This window comes from Ralstonia sp. 24A2 (assembly GCF_051783885.1).
Lineage (GTDB): Bacteria > Pseudomonadota > Gammaproteobacteria > Burkholderiales > Burkholderiaceae > Ralstonia.
On sequence record NZ_JBPVZD010000002.1, the window covers coordinates 2,105,077 to 2,119,758 of the forward strand.

Sequence of the window (14,682 nt, forward strand, 5' to 3'; positions counted from 1 at the left end):
ATGATCCTCACCCTACGAGCGGGCAACCTCGTAGGGTGCTTTTTCTGCCGAATCACGCAGGATGGCATTGCGGATGCCGATTCTTGTTGCCTGCAGCGCGCCCATGGCATGATTTGTGGATGCCTCTGATCCTGCCGATCCCGTTCACGTCCAATATTTGGTGGCGCTCCTGAAGGAGCGGCATCGTCACGTCTTTTTTCATGACCATGGCCGCCGCAGCTCGGCTGACATGGCGTCATGAACACCGTTTGCCCGTGCTGTGGCGGTTTTTCCAAGGAAAACCATCATGCACAACAGCAACACAACCTCACCCCACGCGCAAAACGTACTGACCGGTGACCGGCCGACCGGGCCGCTGCACCTCGGGCATTACGTCGGGTCGTTGCAGACTCGTCTTCAACTTCAGGAAACGCATCGCCAGTTCGTGCTGGTGGCCGACACGCAAGCCCTGACCGACAACGCGCACGACGTCGACAAGGTACGCCGCAACGTGCTGGAGGTGGTGCTCGACTATCTGGCGGTCGGCATTGACCCGGCCAAGAGCACGATCGCCCTGCAGTCGGGCCTGCCGGCGCTGGCCGAGCTAACCCTGCTGTACCTGAATCTCGTGACCGTTGCCCGGCTGGAGCGCAATCCGACCATCAAGGAAGAGATCCAGGCGCGCGGCTTCGGGCGAGACATTCCCGCCGGTTTCCTTTGCTATCCCGTATCCCAGGCGGCGGACATCACCGCATTCGAGGCGACGATCGTGCCGGTGGGGGAAGACCAGGCACCGCTGATCGAGCAGACCAATGAAATCGCCCGGCGCATCAACCGGCTGGCCTCTGCCGAGGTGCTGCCGGAGGCGCAAGCCCTGATTCCGCCTACCGGCCGCCTGCCTGGCGTGGACGGCAAGGCGAAGATGAGCAAGTCGCAGAACAACGCGATTCCACTGTCTGCATCGCCGGATGCCATTCGGGATGCCGTCAAACGCATGTACACCGATCCCGACCACCTGCGCGTGGCCGACCCGGGCAAGGTCGAGGGCAATGTCGTCTTCACTTATCTCGACGCATTTGATGCTGACCGTGACGAGGTGGAGCGCCTGAAGGCAGCGTACCGTGCGGGCGGGCTGGGGGACATGGTGCTGAAACGGCGCCTGGAAGACATCCTGCAGGCGCGGATTGCGCCCATCCGTACGCGGCGGGAGGCGCTTGCCCGTGATCGAGGCTACGTGCTCGACGTGCTACGCGAGGGCACGGCGCGGGCCCGGAGTGTAAGCCAGGCAACACTGGATAAGGTGCGCAATGCCCTGGGCACGTTCTCGCTCTGAGTGCCGACGCGGGCTGTCGTGTTTCGCCTGGGCGGTCTTCTTATGCAAAAAACGATGAACATTCACTGAAACCATTCGTTCCCCGTAGAAGGGGCGCTCGGTAGTCTTGCTGCTATCCGAAATCAATAAAACGCAAGAACTGGAGCCAGCAAGATGATTCGCAAGTTTGTGTTCAATGCCATCGCGGCTGCCATCGTGGCGGGGGGAACCGTAGGTGCGCACGCGGCAACGACGCTGCTGAATGTGTCGTACGACCCGACGCGCGAGCTGTACAAAGAGATCAACACCGAATTCGCCAAGAAGTGGAAGGCCGAAACGGGTGAGGACATCACCCTGCGTGCCTCGCACGGCGGTTCGGGCAAGCAGGCCCGCTCGGTCATCGACGGGCTGGATGCCGACGTGGTGACCCTGGCCCTCGGCTACGACATCGACGCGATTGCCGACAAGGGCCTGACCGCCAAGGACTGGCAGAAGCGCCTGCCGAACAACGCTTCGCCGTACACCTCCACCATCGTCTTCCTGGTGCGCAAGGGCAACCCGAAGGGCATCAAGGACTGGAACGACCTCGTCAAGCCGGGCATTGCCGTGATCACGCCCAACCCGAAGACCTCGGGCGGCGCACGCTGGAACTACCTGGCCGCCTGGGCCTATGCGCTCAAGCAACCGGGTGGCTCGGACGCAACGGCCAAGGACTTCGTGCAGAAGCTCTACAAGAACGTGCCGGTGCTGGATTCGGGCGCACGCGGCGCCACGACCACCTTCACGGAACGCGGGATTGGCGATGTGCTGATCGCGTGGGAAGACGAAGCGTTGCTGGCCTCGCGCGTGGAAGGCAAGGACAAGTTTGACGTGGTGGTGCCGACCATCTCCATCCTGGCCGAACCGCCGGTAGCGGTGGTCGACAAGGTGGCCGACAAGAAGGGCACGCGCAAGGCTGCGGAGGCGTACCTCAAGTTCCTGTACACGCCGCAGGGCCAGGAGATTGGCGCGAAGAACTTCTATCGCCCGACCGACCCGGCCGTGGCCAAGAAGCACGAGAGCGAATTCCCGAAGGTGAAGCTGGTGACCATCGACGACACGTTCGGCGGCTGGCAGAAGGCGCAGAAGACGCACTTTGCCGATGGTGGCCAGTTCGACCAGCTCTATCAACCGGGCAAGTAAGGCCCACAGAACGCGCAACGACAACGCGTAACGACTCCAGGCGATCCGCATCATGAGCATCCTGACCATCTCCGGCAGCCCTTCGGCGCAATCGAAGTCCGCGCGCCTGCTGGGCCATGTACGTGCGCAGCTCGAACGCGCCGGGGAGACGGCGGACCACCTGGACCTGCGCAGCCTCCCAGCCGATGCGCTGCTGGGCGCGCAGGTGTCCAACCCCGCCATCGCCAATGCGGTGGCGCGGGTGGAAGCGGCTGGGGTGGTGATTCTAGCCACGCCGGTCTACAAGGCCGCCTACAGCGGCCTGCTCAAAACGTTTCTCGATCTGCTGCCGCAGAGCGGGCTGCGCGACAAGGTCGTGCTGCCGATCGCCACCGGTGGCAGCCTCGCCCACACGCTGGCGATCGACTATGCGCTGCGCCCGGTGCTGACGGCACTCGCCGCGCGCTCGATCCTGCCCGGCATCTTCGCCGTCGATTCGCAGATCGTCGTGGAAGACGATGGCCTGACAGTGGACCCATCGCTGCAACAGCGTCTCGATGACGGTGTGGAGCGCGTACACCAGGCGCTTGCGTTGGCACGGCATCCCGCCGTCGCGCAGGTGATCGTCTCCAGCCGCAGCGCGGTGCGCGCCACGTTCCAGACTGCTGGCGCAGAACGAATGCGATGTCTGGCTTGATGCCACAGCGGGTGCGCTGAGCGCACCGCTTGCATCTCCGACGCATCCCCGACGCTTTCTCGTTGTTGTCATGCCGCGCAGCGCCTGCGCGCGGATCGTGCCGCCCTTACATCCCGGATCGACTGAATCATGAAAGCCCACTCGCCCCTGCGCAGGACCCTGACCATTGCCGCCACGCTGCTCGCCACGTTGGGTGCACCGGCCGCGTTTGCCAATAGCGATACGCCGCCCCCAACCGCTGCAAAGCAGCTCCGCATCGGCTATCAGAAGTACGGCACGCTGACTGTGCTCAAGGCACGCGGCACGCTGGAAAAGCGCCTCGCGTCGCAAGGCATTGAGGTGAAGTGGACCGAGTTTCCCGCCGGCCCGCAGTTGCTTGAAGGCCTGAACGTGGGGGCCATCGACTTCGGTACCACCGGTGAAGCACCGACGATTTTCGCGCTGGCTGCCGGCGCGCATCTCGTCTACGTTGGCAACCAGCCGCCCGCACCGGCAGGCGAGGCGATCATCGTGCCGAAGAATTCGCCGCTCAAGAGCGTGACGGATCTGAAAGGCAAGCGCGTTGCCTTCAACAAGGGCTCGAACGTGCACTACCTGCTGGTCAAGCTGCTGGAGAAGGCCAACGTGCCTTACAGCGACATCCAGCCCGTCTACCTGACGCCCGCCGACGCACGTGCCGCCTTCGAGCGTGGCGCCATCGATGCGTGGGTGATCTGGGACCCGTTCTTTGCCGCGGCGGAGCATCAACTCGGCGCACGCGTGCTGGCTGATGGCACGGGCGTAGTCAACAACTCGCAGTACTTCCTGGCATCGAAGGGCTATGCGGCCGCGCGGCCCGACGTGCTGAACATCGTGCTCGACGAGCTGAAGAAGACCGACACGTGGGCGGCTGCCAACCCGAAGGATGTGACGACCATTCTCGGTCCGCAACTGGGCCTGGAGCCCGCTGTAGTGGCCCGTTCGGTTTCGCGCATTGCTTACGGAATCCAGCCGGTCGGTGCAGAAGCACTGGCCGATCAGCAACGCATTGCCGACACCTTCCACACGCTCAAGCTGATCCCACGTCCGGTGAAGGTGGCGGATTCCGCCTGGAATCCGAACGCGCAGCCCGCCACGCAACAAGCTGCACGTTGATCGCCATGACCATTGATATTCAACGCCGCCGCTTGCTGACAGCCTCTGCCGCGGGCGCATCGCTGGCTGCGCTCGGCCCGGTGGTCCACGCTGCAAATGCCACGAGCGCACCCGCAGGCCTGCCGAAGATCACGCCGCCCGCACAGTTGCGCATTGGCTTCCAGAAGAGCGCGGTCAACCTCGTCATCGTCAAGGAAAACCGCGCGCTGGAGCAGCGCTTTCCCGACACCAAGGTGAGCTGGCTGGAGTTTCCGGCCGGGCCGCAACAGCTGGAAGCGCTGTCTGCCGGCAGCCTGGATCTGGCCATTACCGGCGATACGCCGCCCGTGTTTGCGCAGGCGGCTGGCAAGGACTTGCGCTACGTAGGCGTGGAGCCGCCCAAGCCGGACAGCTCGGCCATCCTCGTGCAGCAGGGCTCGTCGCTCAAGACGCTGGCAGATCTGAAGGGCAAGCGTGTGGCGCTGCAGAAGGGCTCCAGCGCGCATTTCCTGATCGTGCGCGGCTTGCAGCAGGGCGGGCTGACGTTTGCCGACATCCAACCCGTGTACCTGACGCCTGCCGACGCCCGCGCCGCCTTCGAGCGCGGCGCGGTCGACGCCTGGGGCATCTGGGACCCGTACTACGCGGCCACCGAACTCGCCATCAAGCCGCGCGTGCTGGCCACGGGGCGCGGGCTGTCGTCCAACAACTCGTTCTACTTTGCGCCGACGGCCTTTACCGAGCGACACGGCGACACGCTGGCTGCGATCTTTGCCGAGCTCTCGCGTGCGGACCGTCTCGTCCAGGAAAACCGCAAGGAAGCGGCACAACGCATTGCCGATTTCTCTGGCCTGTCGCTGGCGACTGTGCATCTGTTCCTCTCGCGCCGACCGCCATCGCCGGTGCGCCCGGTCACGCCCGAGGCGATTGCCGAGCAGCAGCGCGTGGCCGATGCCTTCCACGGGCTCGGGCTGATTCCGCGTGCGGTCAAGCCGGTGGACATCGTCTGGCATCCGACGCCGGCACAACTCGCTATCGCTCGCGCATAACTGAGCTGCACTGAGCAGAACACATTCCAAGGAGCCGTCATGCAAGTCTTCTGGTTCATCCCCACCCACGGCGACAGCCGCTACCTTGGCACGGCCGAGGGCGCTCGCCAGGTGGATCACACCTATCTGCAGCAGGTGGCCGTGGCCGCCGACACGCTCGGCTACGAGGGCGTACTGATCCCCACCGGCCGCTCGTGCGAAGACCCGTGGATCGTTGCCGCCAGCCTGATTCCGGTCACCAAACGCCTGCGCTTTCTGGTGGCCGTGCGCCCCGGGTTGATGGCGCCGACATTGGCCGCGCGCATGGCCGCTACGTATGACCGCCTCTCGCAAGGTCGCCTGCTGGTGAATCTTGTGACTGGTGGCGACCCGGCTGAGTTGGAAGGCGATGGTCTGTTCCTCAATCACGCGGAACGCTACGAAGCCTCGGAAGAATTCATCCGCATCTGGCGCGAGACGCTGGCTGCCAGCCACGAAGGCGCGGCGCTGGACTACACCGGCAAGCACCTCAGCGTGAAGGGCGCAAAGGTGCTGTATCCGCCGGTGCAGAAGCCGCATCCGCCGGTGTACTTCGGCGGCTCGTCGGAAGCCGCGCATGAGCTGGCGGCCGAGCAGGTCGACACGTATCTCACCTGGGGCGAGCCGCCTGCGGCTGTGGCCGAGAAGCTGGCCGACGTGCGCAAGCGTGCCGCCAAGCACGGCCGCACGGTGCGCTTCGGCATCCGCCTGCACGTGATCGTGCGCGAGACGGAAGAGGAAGCGTGGGCAGCAGCCGACAAGCTCATCAGCAAGCTGGATGACGACACCGTTGCTCGCGCGCAGGAGGCGTTCCGCAAGATGGACTCGGCCGGCCAGCAGCGCATGGCTGCCCTGCACGCAGGCGGTGCCAAGCGCAGCCGCGCCGATCTGGAAATCAGCCCGAACCTGTGGGCCGGCGTTGGCCTGGTGCGTGGCGGCGCAGGCACGGCGCTGGTGGGCGATCCGCAAACCGTGGCCGCACGCATAAAGGAATACGCCGATCTGGGCATCGATACGTTCGTGCTCTCCGGCTATCCGCATCTGGAAGAGGCGTACCGCTTTGCCGAGCTGGTGTTCCCGCTGCTGCCGCGCTCGGTGCGTGACAAGCTGCCGGGCAACGTGCTCAACGGGCCGTTTGGCGAGGTGATCGCCACCGGCATCGTGCCGCGCGTGGCGGCAAGCTGAAGGGGCAGAAGCATGGCATCAAAACAGAACACCTTCCTGCGTGCGGCGCGTCAGCGTCTGACGCCGTGGATCGTGCCGCTGGTGCTGCTGGTGCTGTGGCAAGCGTCGGCGCAATGGGGCTGGCTGTCGAACCGCATCCTGCCGGCGCCGCTGGACGTGGCCAAATCTGCCATTGCGCTCGCACGCTCGGGCGAGTTGTGGACGCACGTGGCCGTGAGCACGTGGCGCGCGCTGCTGGGCTTTGCGATCGGCGGCTCGCTCGGGCTGGCGCTGGGGCTGCTGACCGGCACGTTCCGCACGGCTGAGACGCTGCTCGACACGACCTTGCAGATGATCCGCAACATCCCCGTGCTGGCGCTGATTCCGCTGGTCATTCTGTGGTTCGGTATTGATGAATCGGCGAAGTTGTTTCTGGTGTCGCTGGGCGTGTTCTTCCCGATCTACCTGAACACGTATCACGGCATTCGCTCGGTAGACCCGGCGCTGGTGGAGATGGCGCGCAGCTATGGCCTGTCGCGTGCGCAGCTGTATCGCGAGGTGATCCTGCCCGGTGCGCTGCCGCAGATCCTGGTGGGCGTACGGTTCTCGCTGGGGCTGATGTGGGTGACGTTGATCGTCGCTGAGACGGTCTCCGCACAAGCCGGCATTGGCTACATGACGATGAATGCGCGCGAGTTCCTGCAGACCGATGTGGTGCTGCTCGGCATCCTGCTCTACGCGCTGCTGGGCAAGCTGGCTGATCTGTTGTCGCGTGCGCTGGAGCGCTTCTGGCTGCGCTGGCACCCCGGCTATCAAGTGGTCGCCTGAGCTGAATTGGAGAAACCCATGCAAAGCAACGCGACTGAACAGGCGGAATTGGAGCGTGTGGAACACCACGGCACGGCGCTGCATATCGAGCAAGTCGTCAAACGCTATGGCGATCGTGAGGTGCTGCACGGCATCGACCTGGAAATCACGCCGGGCGAGTTTGTTGTCATCGTCGGACGCAGCGGCTGCGGCAAGAGCACGCTGCTGCGGCTGATTGCCGGACTGGAAGACGTTGATGGTGGCCACCTGCGCCGCGATGGTGAAACCGAAGGCGGTTTGCACGACGATGCGCGCGTGATGTTCCAGGACGCCCGCCTGTTGCCGTGGAAGAAGGTGCTCGACAACGTGGCGCTGGGCCTGCCGAAAACGCAGCGCGCACAGGCCGCCGAAGTGCTCGCGCAAGTGGGCCTGGCCGAGCGGGCAGGTGAGTGGCCGGCGCGCCTGTCTGGGGGCCAACGTCAGCGTGTGGCGCTGGCCCGTGCATTGGTGCACCGCCCACGCCTGCTGCTGTTGGACGAGCCGCTGGGCGCGCTCGATGCGCTCACCCGCATCGACATGCAGAACCTGATCGAAGGCCTGTGGCAGCGCCTGGGCTTTACTGCCGTGCTGGTCACGCACGATGTGGCCGAGGCTGTGGCGCTGGCCGACCGCGTGGTGCTGATCGAAGACGGCCGCATCGCGCTGGATGAACGCATCGATCTGCCGCGTCCGCGCCACCGGGGTTCGCCTGCGTTTGCACGCCTGGAAGAGGCGATCCTTAACCGCGTGATGCAGCGCAAGATCGATCCGAATGAAGTGACCGATGTGCGTTCGCACACGGTGTGGGCATCACCCCTGGATGTGTCGGCCACCGCCGTGCGCTGGGCCGTGTAAGCAAGCGAAACCCGTTCTCCTGAAAACATTCATTGGCACGCAGTGCCGTTGTCACCTAATAAGGATCATCATCATGAGTATTCAAGCGATCAACGTACGCAATCAATTTCGCGGGCAGATCAAAGAGATCATTCGGGGCGACGTGCTCTCGGAGATCGACGTGGAGACCCCGGCCGGCATCGTCACTTCGGTCATCACCACGCGCTCGGTCGATAGCCTCGGCCTCAAGATCGGCAGTGAAGTGGTTGCGCTGGTGAAGGCGACAGAAGTCTCGATCGCCAAACTGTAAGAGCCTGTTCGGCCCTTAAACGGGAGATGCGTTCGTCTCAAAAAGGTTTGCGTGGTAGGCGCGGGCCGCCGTCCTTAGTCCTCTAAGGGCAAGGGCCGCAACACCCCACGCGGGCCTTTTTGAGACGAACCCTCCGGGAAGCTATCCAAAAAGCCGCATGGCCGCGTTGTGGCTCGCTTATGTGGCAGGCCACACCGCGCTCGCCACGCCTTGCCCTGCGACTTTTTGGATAGCTTCGCACTCCCGTTTAAGGGCCGAACAGGCTCTTGGGGGAGGAGACGGCGACCCACACAAGGAGCCCCATCCCATGAGTCTCATGCACACCACCGCACTCGCACAATTTCTCGGCACCTTGGCCGATGCCCCGACGCCGGACCGCCAACTGTGGCGCGACGCCAGCGGCCGCGTGCAGGGCCAGTTCTTCCACAGCTCGCTCACCAGCCTGTTTGAACCGGTCTGGCAGCTTGCCGCCGACGGCACGCTGGCGCTCGCCGGCCACGAAGCGCTCATGCGCACGTGGACGCGCGGCGGCGATCTGGGCCTGAACCCGTGGAAGCTGTTCTCGCTGGCGTCGGACGACAGCACGCTGGTGGAACTCGATCGCCTGTGCCGGCTGGTGCATACGCTCAACTACTTTGCCCGCACCGATGCGCGGCGGCTGGTCGTCAACGTGCACGGCCGCCTGTTGGCGGCAGTGGCGGCCGACCACGGCAAGGCGTTCCACCGCGCGGTGGTGGCGCTGGGCCTGTCACCGGAGCAGTTCGTCATCCAGGTGCCGTCCACGGCCAATGACGATCTGGGCCTGCTGCTGTTCGTGGTGAACAACTATCGGCGCAACGGCTTTGCCGTGGCGGTGCAGGCATCGGATCCGGCAGAAGCCGGCGCGTTGCTGGTGCATGCCAAGCCGGCGTATCTGAAGCTCGATGCGCGGCGCGATTGGGTGACGCGGCATGTGGCGTCGCTGGCCGATTCAGCACGCGAACTGGGTGTCACGTTGACACTGCGCCGCTGCGAGCGCCCGAGCGATCTGGAGCTGGCGCGTGCTGCCGGCATTACCCACGTGCAAGGGAGCGTGCTGCCGGGTGCCGAGCCCGAACCTGAACCCGTGGCAGCCCCCGAACCGCTGGTGATGGCAGCGCCAACGCGTGCACCGATGGCGCAGGCACCGCTGGTGCAGCAGCAATGCGCAGGTTTCTCTCTCATTGAATGAGTGGCTGCCTCGCCGGGTCACCCGGCAGGCGACCCCAAGGACGGTTTCATGGCTCGCAGTGCATTGGCAACTTCGCCCGATACCTCGCCGGACAAACGCGCGGCGCGCGATTGGCGCTGGCCGGCAGATGTGACGATCGTCACCGTGCCAGGTCTACATGGCAGCGGCCCCGGGCACTGGCAGACCCGTTGGGAGGCGCGCTTTCCAGCGTGGCACCGTGTCGAACAGACGGATTGGTCGACCCCCGAGCTGCCGCGTTGGTCTGCGCGCGTGGGTGAAACGGTGCGCATGGCGCTGGCCGAGCGTGCAGCGTCTCGGCAGAAGCGTCGCGTGATTCTTGTCGCGCACAGTTTCGGTTGCCTGGCGTCGCTCCATTGGGCCACCCAGGCACCCGAGGCGCGCGATTCGGTGGCGGGCATCCTGCTCGTCGCGCCGGCCGATCCGGACAAGTTTGGCGTGCGCGATCTGCTGCCGCAGCGCACCTTGCCGTTTCCTGCTGTACTCGTTGCCAGCCGCAATGACCCCTGGATGCCGCATTGCTACGCCGTCGACTGGGGCTCGCGCTGGGGCGTCGAACTGGTCGACGCGGGGGAGGCAGGCCACATCAATGCTGACTCCAACCTCGGCGAATGGGATACCGGCCTCGCATTGCTCGATCGCCTGATCGGTCGTGCAAGTGCGCAAGACACCACCCGCGACGGCGCAGACTGGCAAGCGCAATGGGATGTCTTACCGAGCACCCCTTATATCTAAAACGATGATACACATGCGTAAATATTCGTTTTCGTCATAAGAACAGTTCGCCACAATTGGTTCATCTGCATATCGGCCGCAGTGTTTTTCGCTCTGCGGCCATTTTTATCGGTTGCGCTGATGAGCCTGTCTTCTGCGTTGTCCCCCTCCAAGCGGCGTAAGCCCGCCAACGTGCTCCCCGGTTTCGGGTTGGCGCTGGGCTTTTCGCTGCTGTACCTCGCGCTGATCGTCCTGATCCCGCTGTCGGCGACCGTTCTCAAGACGTTCACCATGACGTGGGACGCGTTCTGGACCACGGTCACTGCGCCGCGCGTGGTGGCGTCGTACAAGCTGACCTTCGGCGCGTCGTTGATTGCAGCGGTGGTCAACCTGGTGTTCGGGTTGATCCTGGCGTGGGTGCTGGTGCGCTATCGCTTTCCGGGCAAGCGGCTGATTGATGCGCTGGTGGATCTGCCGTTTGCGCTGCCAACCGCCGTGGCCGGCATTGCGCTCACCGCGCTGTATGCGCCGAATGGCTGGATCGGCTCGCGCCTGGAGCCGCTGGGGCTGAAGGTGGCATTCACGCCGCTGGGCATCGTGGTGGCGCTCACCTTCATCGGTCTGCCGTTTGTCGTGCGCACGGTGCAGCCGGTGCTCGAAGACCTGGAGACCGAGCTGGAAGAGGCCGCTGCCAGCCTGGGCGCCACGCGCTGGCAGACCTTTACCCGCGTGATTCTGCCGACCTTGCTGCCTGCGCTGCTGACCGGCTTTGCACTGGCCTTTGCGCGTGCCACGGGGGAATACGGCTCGGTCATCTTCATCGCCGGCAACATGCCGATGATCTCCGAGATCACGCCGCTGATGATCTATTCCAAGCTCGAACAGTTTGACTATGCGGGCGCCACGGCCATCGCCGTCGTCATGCTCGGCATCTCGTTCACGTTGCTGCTGGTGATCAACTTGCTGCAAGCCTGGACGCGCCGCCGGGGCAATCGCAATGACACCATCGAGCGTGCTCCCGAAACCTTGACCGCCAGCGCGGCAGGAGCCTGATATGGCCGGTACTGTTTCCCGTCAACGAGGCCCGGCACCAGTGGCTGGCCGCCGTGGTGCCACCGCCGAATCCGCCTGGGTGCGTGCGACGCTGATCCTCGTGTCGTTTGTGTTCCTCGCGCTGTTCCTGTTCGTGCCGCTAGCCAGCGTGTTCTACGAAGCGTTCAAGAAGGGCGTGGATGTCTATCTCGAAGCGCTGATCGAACCCGATGCACTGTCGGCGATCTACCTGACGCTGACCGTCGCGGTGATTGCCGTGCCGCTCAACGTGGTGTTTGGCGTGGCGGCGGCATGGGCGATTGCCAAGTTCGAGTTTCGTGGCAAGAACCTGCTGCTCACGCTGATCGACTTGCCGTTCTCGGTGTCGCCCGTGATTGCGGGTCTGATCTACGTGCTGCTGTTCGGTGCGCAGGGCTGGTTCGGGCCGTATTTGTCGGACCACGACTTCAAGGTCATCTTTGCTGTGCCGGGCATTGTGCTGGCCACCATCTTCGTCACATTCCCGTTCGTGGCACGTGAGCTGATTCCATTGATGCAAGCGCAGGGCAGCGAAGAGGAAGAGGCAGCCATCGTGCTGGGCGCATCGGGTTGGCAGACGTTCTTCCGCGTGACGCTGCCCAACATCAAGTGGGGCCTGCTGTACGGCGTGATCCTCTGCAATGCGCGGGCGATGGGTGAGTTTGGCGCGGTGTCGGTGGTGTCGGGCCACATTCGCGGGCTGACCAACACGATGCCGCTGCATGTCGAAATTCTCTACAACGAATACAACTTCGCGGCCGCGTTTGCCGTGGCCTCGCTGCTGACGCTGCTGGCGCTCGTGACGCTGGCGCTCAAGACGCTGGTTGAATGGCGCAGCCGCCGCGAGCTGGCTGACGCGGATGCCGGCGTGGGTGAAGGCCCGGGCGCACGCGTTGCGCAGCAACCCACATCGATTTCGAACTCGCACGTCTCCGTGCAATCTCCGCTCGAAGGGAGCGCAGCATGAGCATCCAGGTTCAACACATCACCAAGCGCTTCGGCAATTTCATCGCCCTCAACGATGTCTCGCTCGATTTCAAGCAAGGAGAACTGACCGCGCTGCTGGGTCCGTCGGGCTGCGGCAAGACCACGCTGCTGCGCATCATCGCGGGACTGGAGCATGCGGATTCGGGCAGCATTCATCTGAATGGTGAAGATGCATCGGATCAGCACGTGCGCGAGCGCCAGGTCGGCTTCGTGTTCCAGCACTACGCCCTGTTCAAGCACATGACGGTGTTCGAGAACGTGGCGTTCGGCCTGCGCGTGAAACCGCGTGCGCAGCGGCCGAGCGAAGCGCAGATCCGCGCCAAGGTGAAAGAGCTGCTGGAACTCGTGCAGCTCGACTGGCTGGCCGATCGCTACCCGCCGCAACTGTCGGGTGGTCAGCGCCAGCGTATTGCCCTGGCGCGTGCGTTGGCCGTGGAGCCGCGCGTGCTGCTGCTCGACGAGCCGTTCGGCGCGTTGGATGCCAAGGTGCGCAAGGAGCTGCGTCGCTGGCTGCGCCGCCTGCATGACGATCTGCATGTCACCAGCCTGTTCGTCACGCACGATCAGGAAGAGGCGCTGGAGGTGGCCGACAACGTGGTGCTGATGAACCGCGGCCAAGTAGAGCAGGTCGGCAGCCCCGATGCGGTCTACAACACGCCGGCCACGCCGTTCGTCTACGGCTTCCTCGGCAACGTGAATCTGTTCCATGGCCGCTTGGAAGAAGGCGAGGGCGGCAGCGTGCTGCACGTGGGCGATTCGTCGATTGCCGTGCCGTCGGGCGGTGTGGATTCGTCGCGCGCTGATCAGGCTGTCGCGTTCGTGCGTCCGCATGAGATCGACCTGGAGCGCTATGCGCCCGGCGCCGAGGGTATTCCCGTGACGCTGCGCCGTGCGCTCACGCTGGGCGCCATCGCGCAGCTGGAGCTGGAGCGCGAAGACACCGACGACATCATCGAGGTTTCCCTGCCCATCGAGCGCTTCCGCGCCGAGGGCTTCCGTGAGGGTGAAACGCTGGTGGTGCGCCCGCGCGCCATTCGCGTGTTTGCACAGGGCAACGCACGTCCAGTCGTGCAAGCCACCGCGTAATACGACGCTCCGACGACAACCATACGAGAGGACACGAGCATGAACTTCCAACAACTGCGTTCCATCCGCGAGGCGGTGCGCCGCCAGTTCAACCTGACCGAAGTCGCCAACGCGCTGTACACGTCGCAGCCGGGCGTGTCGCGACAGATCCGTGAGCTGGAGGACGAGCTCGGCGTGGAGATTTTCGAGCGCTACGGCAAGCGTTTGACCGGCCTGACGGAGCCGGGTCGCGAGATCGTGCGCATTGTCGAGCGCCTACTGCTCGAAGCCGAAAACCTGCGCCAGGCTGGCGAGGAGTTCTCCGGGCGCCAGTCCGGCCGCTTGACTGTGGCGACCACGCACACGCAGGCGCGCTATGCGTTGCCGAAGGTCGTGCAGTCGTTCCGCAAGGAATACCCGCACGTCACGCTGGCGCTGCAGGAGGCCTCGCCATCGCACATCGTTGAACTGCTGCTGACGGGCCAGGCTGACATCGGCATCGCCACCGAGGCCGTGGCCAACGAGCCGGGGCTGACCTCGTTCGAGGCCTACCGCTGGCGCCACGTGCTGGTGGTCAGCCCGGACCATCCGCTCACCAAGAACCCGCTGCCCACGCTGGAAGACGTGGCGCAGTACCCGCTGATTACCTATGACGCCGGCTTTACTGGCCGCCGCAACATCGACGCCGCGTTTGCCGGCGCCGGCCTGCACCCCGAGATCGTGCTGACGGCCATGGATGCCGACGTGATCAAGACCTACGTCGCGCTGGATGTGGGCGTGGGCATCATCGCCTCGATGGCGTATGACGGGCGCAAGGACGACAACCTCGTCTGCATCGGGGCGGATCATCTGTTCGAGCCCAATACCACGCGCGTGGCGGTGCGCCGTGGCGCCTACCTGCGCGGCTATGCGCATGACTTCATCGGTATGTTCGCGCCGCACCTGTCGCGGGAGACGGTGGCGGAGGCGGTGGCTTCTACGGTGGTGACGCAGTCGGCTCGGGAGGTGCTGGCCGCCTGATCAGGCTACGGCGGACATCCTCGGTGCCGATGTCTACGATTCCTCACGCCGCATCCGCTGCAGCTTGCCATTGGGCCCAGGCCGCGCGTCAACGAAATTCGGCGAGCTGAGGTG

General features: G+C 64.6%; 15 protein-coding genes. All 15 read left to right on the plus strand.

Annotation, left to right across the window (positions count from 1 at the left end; genetic code table 11):
* Positions 1–286 precede the first annotated feature (286 nt).
* The 15 genes from trpS to ACS13N_RS14790 all read left to right on the plus strand — a co-directional run bounded on the left by trpS (position 287) and on the right by ACS13N_RS14790 (position 14,568).
* Positions 287–1,312 (plus strand): tryptophan--tRNA ligase, encoded by a 1,026-nt coding sequence (trpS, locus tag ACS13N_RS14720; protein ID WP_438932313.1) that lies wholly within the window; start codon positions 287–289, stop codon positions 1,310–1,312.
* A gap of 153 nt (positions 1,313–1,465) precedes the next feature.
* Positions 1,466–2,473: a sulfate ABC transporter substrate-binding protein gene (locus ACS13N_RS14725; protein ID WP_438932314.1), complete on the plus strand. Its 1,008-nt coding sequence runs from the start codon at positions 1,466–1,468 to the stop codon at positions 2,471–2,473.
* A 52-nt stretch (positions 2,474–2,525) separates the two neighbouring features.
* Positions 2,526–3,149, plus strand: a complete 624-nt coding sequence (ssuE, locus tag ACS13N_RS14730; protein ID WP_438932315.1) for an NADPH-dependent FMN reductase — start codon at positions 2,526–2,528, stop codon at positions 3,147–3,149.
* A gap of 129 nt (positions 3,150–3,278) precedes the next feature.
* Positions 3,279–4,283 (plus strand): sulfonate ABC transporter substrate-binding protein, encoded by a 1,005-nt coding sequence (locus ACS13N_RS14735; RefSeq protein WP_438932316.1) that lies wholly within the window; start codon positions 3,279–3,281, stop codon positions 4,281–4,283.
* 5 nt (positions 4,284–4,288) lie between these two features.
* On the plus strand, positions 4,289–5,311 hold the full coding sequence (locus ACS13N_RS14740) for an aliphatic sulfonate ABC transporter substrate-binding protein (RefSeq protein WP_438932317.1): 1,023 nt from the start codon (positions 4,289–4,291) through the stop codon (positions 5,309–5,311).
* Between the two features lie 39 nt (positions 5,312–5,350).
* On the plus strand, positions 5,351–6,514 hold the full coding sequence (ssuD, locus tag ACS13N_RS14745; protein ID WP_438932318.1) for an FMNH2-dependent alkanesulfonate monooxygenase: 1,164 nt from the start codon (positions 5,351–5,353) through the stop codon (positions 6,512–6,514).
* 12 nt (positions 6,515–6,526) lie between these two features.
* Positions 6,527–7,321, plus strand: a complete 795-nt coding sequence (gene ssuC, locus ACS13N_RS14750) for an aliphatic sulfonate ABC transporter permease SsuC (RefSeq protein WP_438932319.1) — start codon at positions 6,527–6,529, stop codon at positions 7,319–7,321.
* Positions 7,322–7,339: 18 nt separating this feature from the next.
* Positions 7,340–8,194, plus strand: a complete 855-nt coding sequence (locus ACS13N_RS14755) for an ATP-binding cassette domain-containing protein (protein WP_438932320.1) — start codon at positions 7,340–7,342, stop codon at positions 8,192–8,194.
* Positions 8,195–8,267: 73 nt separating this feature from the next.
* A complete protein-coding gene (locus ACS13N_RS14760) occupies positions 8,268–8,483 on the plus strand; it encodes a TOBE domain-containing protein (RefSeq protein ID WP_004626558.1) in 216 nt (71 codons plus the stop codon).
* A 307-nt stretch (positions 8,484–8,790) separates the two neighbouring features.
* Positions 8,791–9,693, plus strand: coding sequence for an EAL domain-containing protein (locus ACS13N_RS14765; protein ID WP_438932321.1), 903 nt, complete (start codon positions 8,791–8,793; stop codon positions 9,691–9,693).
* 48 nt (positions 9,694–9,741) lie between these two features.
* The gene (locus tag ACS13N_RS14770) at positions 9,742–10,446 is read left to right on the plus strand and encodes an RBBP9/YdeN family alpha/beta hydrolase (protein WP_438932322.1); all 705 of its coding nucleotides are present in this window, start codon (positions 9,742–9,744) and stop codon (positions 10,444–10,446) included.
* A gap of 120 nt (positions 10,447–10,566) precedes the next feature.
* Positions 10,567–11,478, plus strand: coding sequence for a sulfate ABC transporter permease subunit CysT (cysT, locus tag ACS13N_RS14775; RefSeq protein ID WP_438932323.1), 912 nt, complete (start codon positions 10,567–10,569; stop codon positions 11,476–11,478).
* A gap of 1 nt (position 11,479) precedes the next feature.
* Entirely contained in the window at positions 11,480–12,463 is a 984-nt protein-coding gene (gene cysW, locus ACS13N_RS14780; RefSeq protein ID WP_438932324.1) for a sulfate ABC transporter permease subunit CysW, read from the plus strand.
* On the plus strand, positions 12,460–13,569 hold the full coding sequence (locus tag ACS13N_RS14785; protein ID WP_438932325.1) for a sulfate/molybdate ABC transporter ATP-binding protein: 1,110 nt from the start codon (positions 12,460–12,462) through the stop codon (positions 13,567–13,569). The genes cysW and ACS13N_RS14785 overlap by 4 nt, the downstream gene beginning before the upstream one ends.
* 39 nt (positions 13,570–13,608) lie before the next feature.
* Positions 13,609–14,568: a CysB family HTH-type transcriptional regulator gene (locus ACS13N_RS14790; RefSeq protein WP_438932326.1), complete on the plus strand. Its 960-nt coding sequence runs from the start codon at positions 13,609–13,611 to the stop codon at positions 14,566–14,568.
* The last annotated feature ends 114 nt before the right edge of the window (positions 14,569–14,682 follow it).

What these genes read in the sequence shown, in the direction of transcription:
- trpS (WP_438932313.1), top strand. Translation starts at nt 287, where the DNA reads ATGCACAACAGCAACACAACCTCACCCCACGCGCAAAACGTACTGACC.
- ACS13N_RS14725 (WP_438932314.1), top strand. Translation starts at nt 1,466, where the DNA reads ATGATTCGCAAGTTTGTGTTCAATGCCATCGCGGCTGCCATCGTGGCG.
- ssuE (WP_438932315.1), top strand. Translation starts at nt 2,526, where the DNA reads ATGAGCATCCTGACCATCTCCGGCAGCCCTTCGGCGCAATCGAAGTCC.
- ACS13N_RS14735 (WP_438932316.1), top strand. Translation starts at nt 3,279, where the DNA reads ATGAAAGCCCACTCGCCCCTGCGCAGGACCCTGACCATTGCCGCCACG.
- ACS13N_RS14740 (WP_438932317.1), top strand. Translation starts at nt 4,289, where the DNA reads ATGACCATTGATATTCAACGCCGCCGCTTGCTGACAGCCTCTGCCGCG.
- ssuD (WP_438932318.1), top strand. Translation starts at nt 5,351, where the DNA reads ATGCAAGTCTTCTGGTTCATCCCCACCCACGGCGACAGCCGCTACCTT.
- ssuC (WP_438932319.1), top strand. Translation starts at nt 6,527, where the DNA reads ATGGCATCAAAACAGAACACCTTCCTGCGTGCGGCGCGTCAGCGTCTG.
- ACS13N_RS14755 (WP_438932320.1), top strand. Translation starts at nt 7,340, where the DNA reads ATGCAAAGCAACGCGACTGAACAGGCGGAATTGGAGCGTGTGGAACAC.
- ACS13N_RS14760 (WP_004626558.1), top strand. Translation starts at nt 8,268, where the DNA reads ATGAGTATTCAAGCGATCAACGTACGCAATCAATTTCGCGGGCAGATC.
- ACS13N_RS14765 (WP_438932321.1), top strand. Translation starts at nt 8,791, where the DNA reads ATGAGTCTCATGCACACCACCGCACTCGCACAATTTCTCGGCACCTTG.
- ACS13N_RS14770 (WP_438932322.1), top strand. Translation starts at nt 9,742, where the DNA reads ATGGCTCGCAGTGCATTGGCAACTTCGCCCGATACCTCGCCGGACAAA.
- cysT (WP_438932323.1), top strand. Translation starts at nt 10,567, where the DNA reads ATGAGCCTGTCTTCTGCGTTGTCCCCCTCCAAGCGGCGTAAGCCCGCC.
- cysW (WP_438932324.1), top strand. Translation starts at nt 11,480, where the DNA reads ATGGCCGGTACTGTTTCCCGTCAACGAGGCCCGGCACCAGTGGCTGGC.
- ACS13N_RS14785 (WP_438932325.1), top strand. Translation starts at nt 12,460, where the DNA reads ATGAGCATCCAGGTTCAACACATCACCAAGCGCTTCGGCAATTTCATC.
- ACS13N_RS14790 (WP_438932326.1), top strand. Translation starts at nt 13,609, where the DNA reads ATGAACTTCCAACAACTGCGTTCCATCCGCGAGGCGGTGCGCCGCCAG.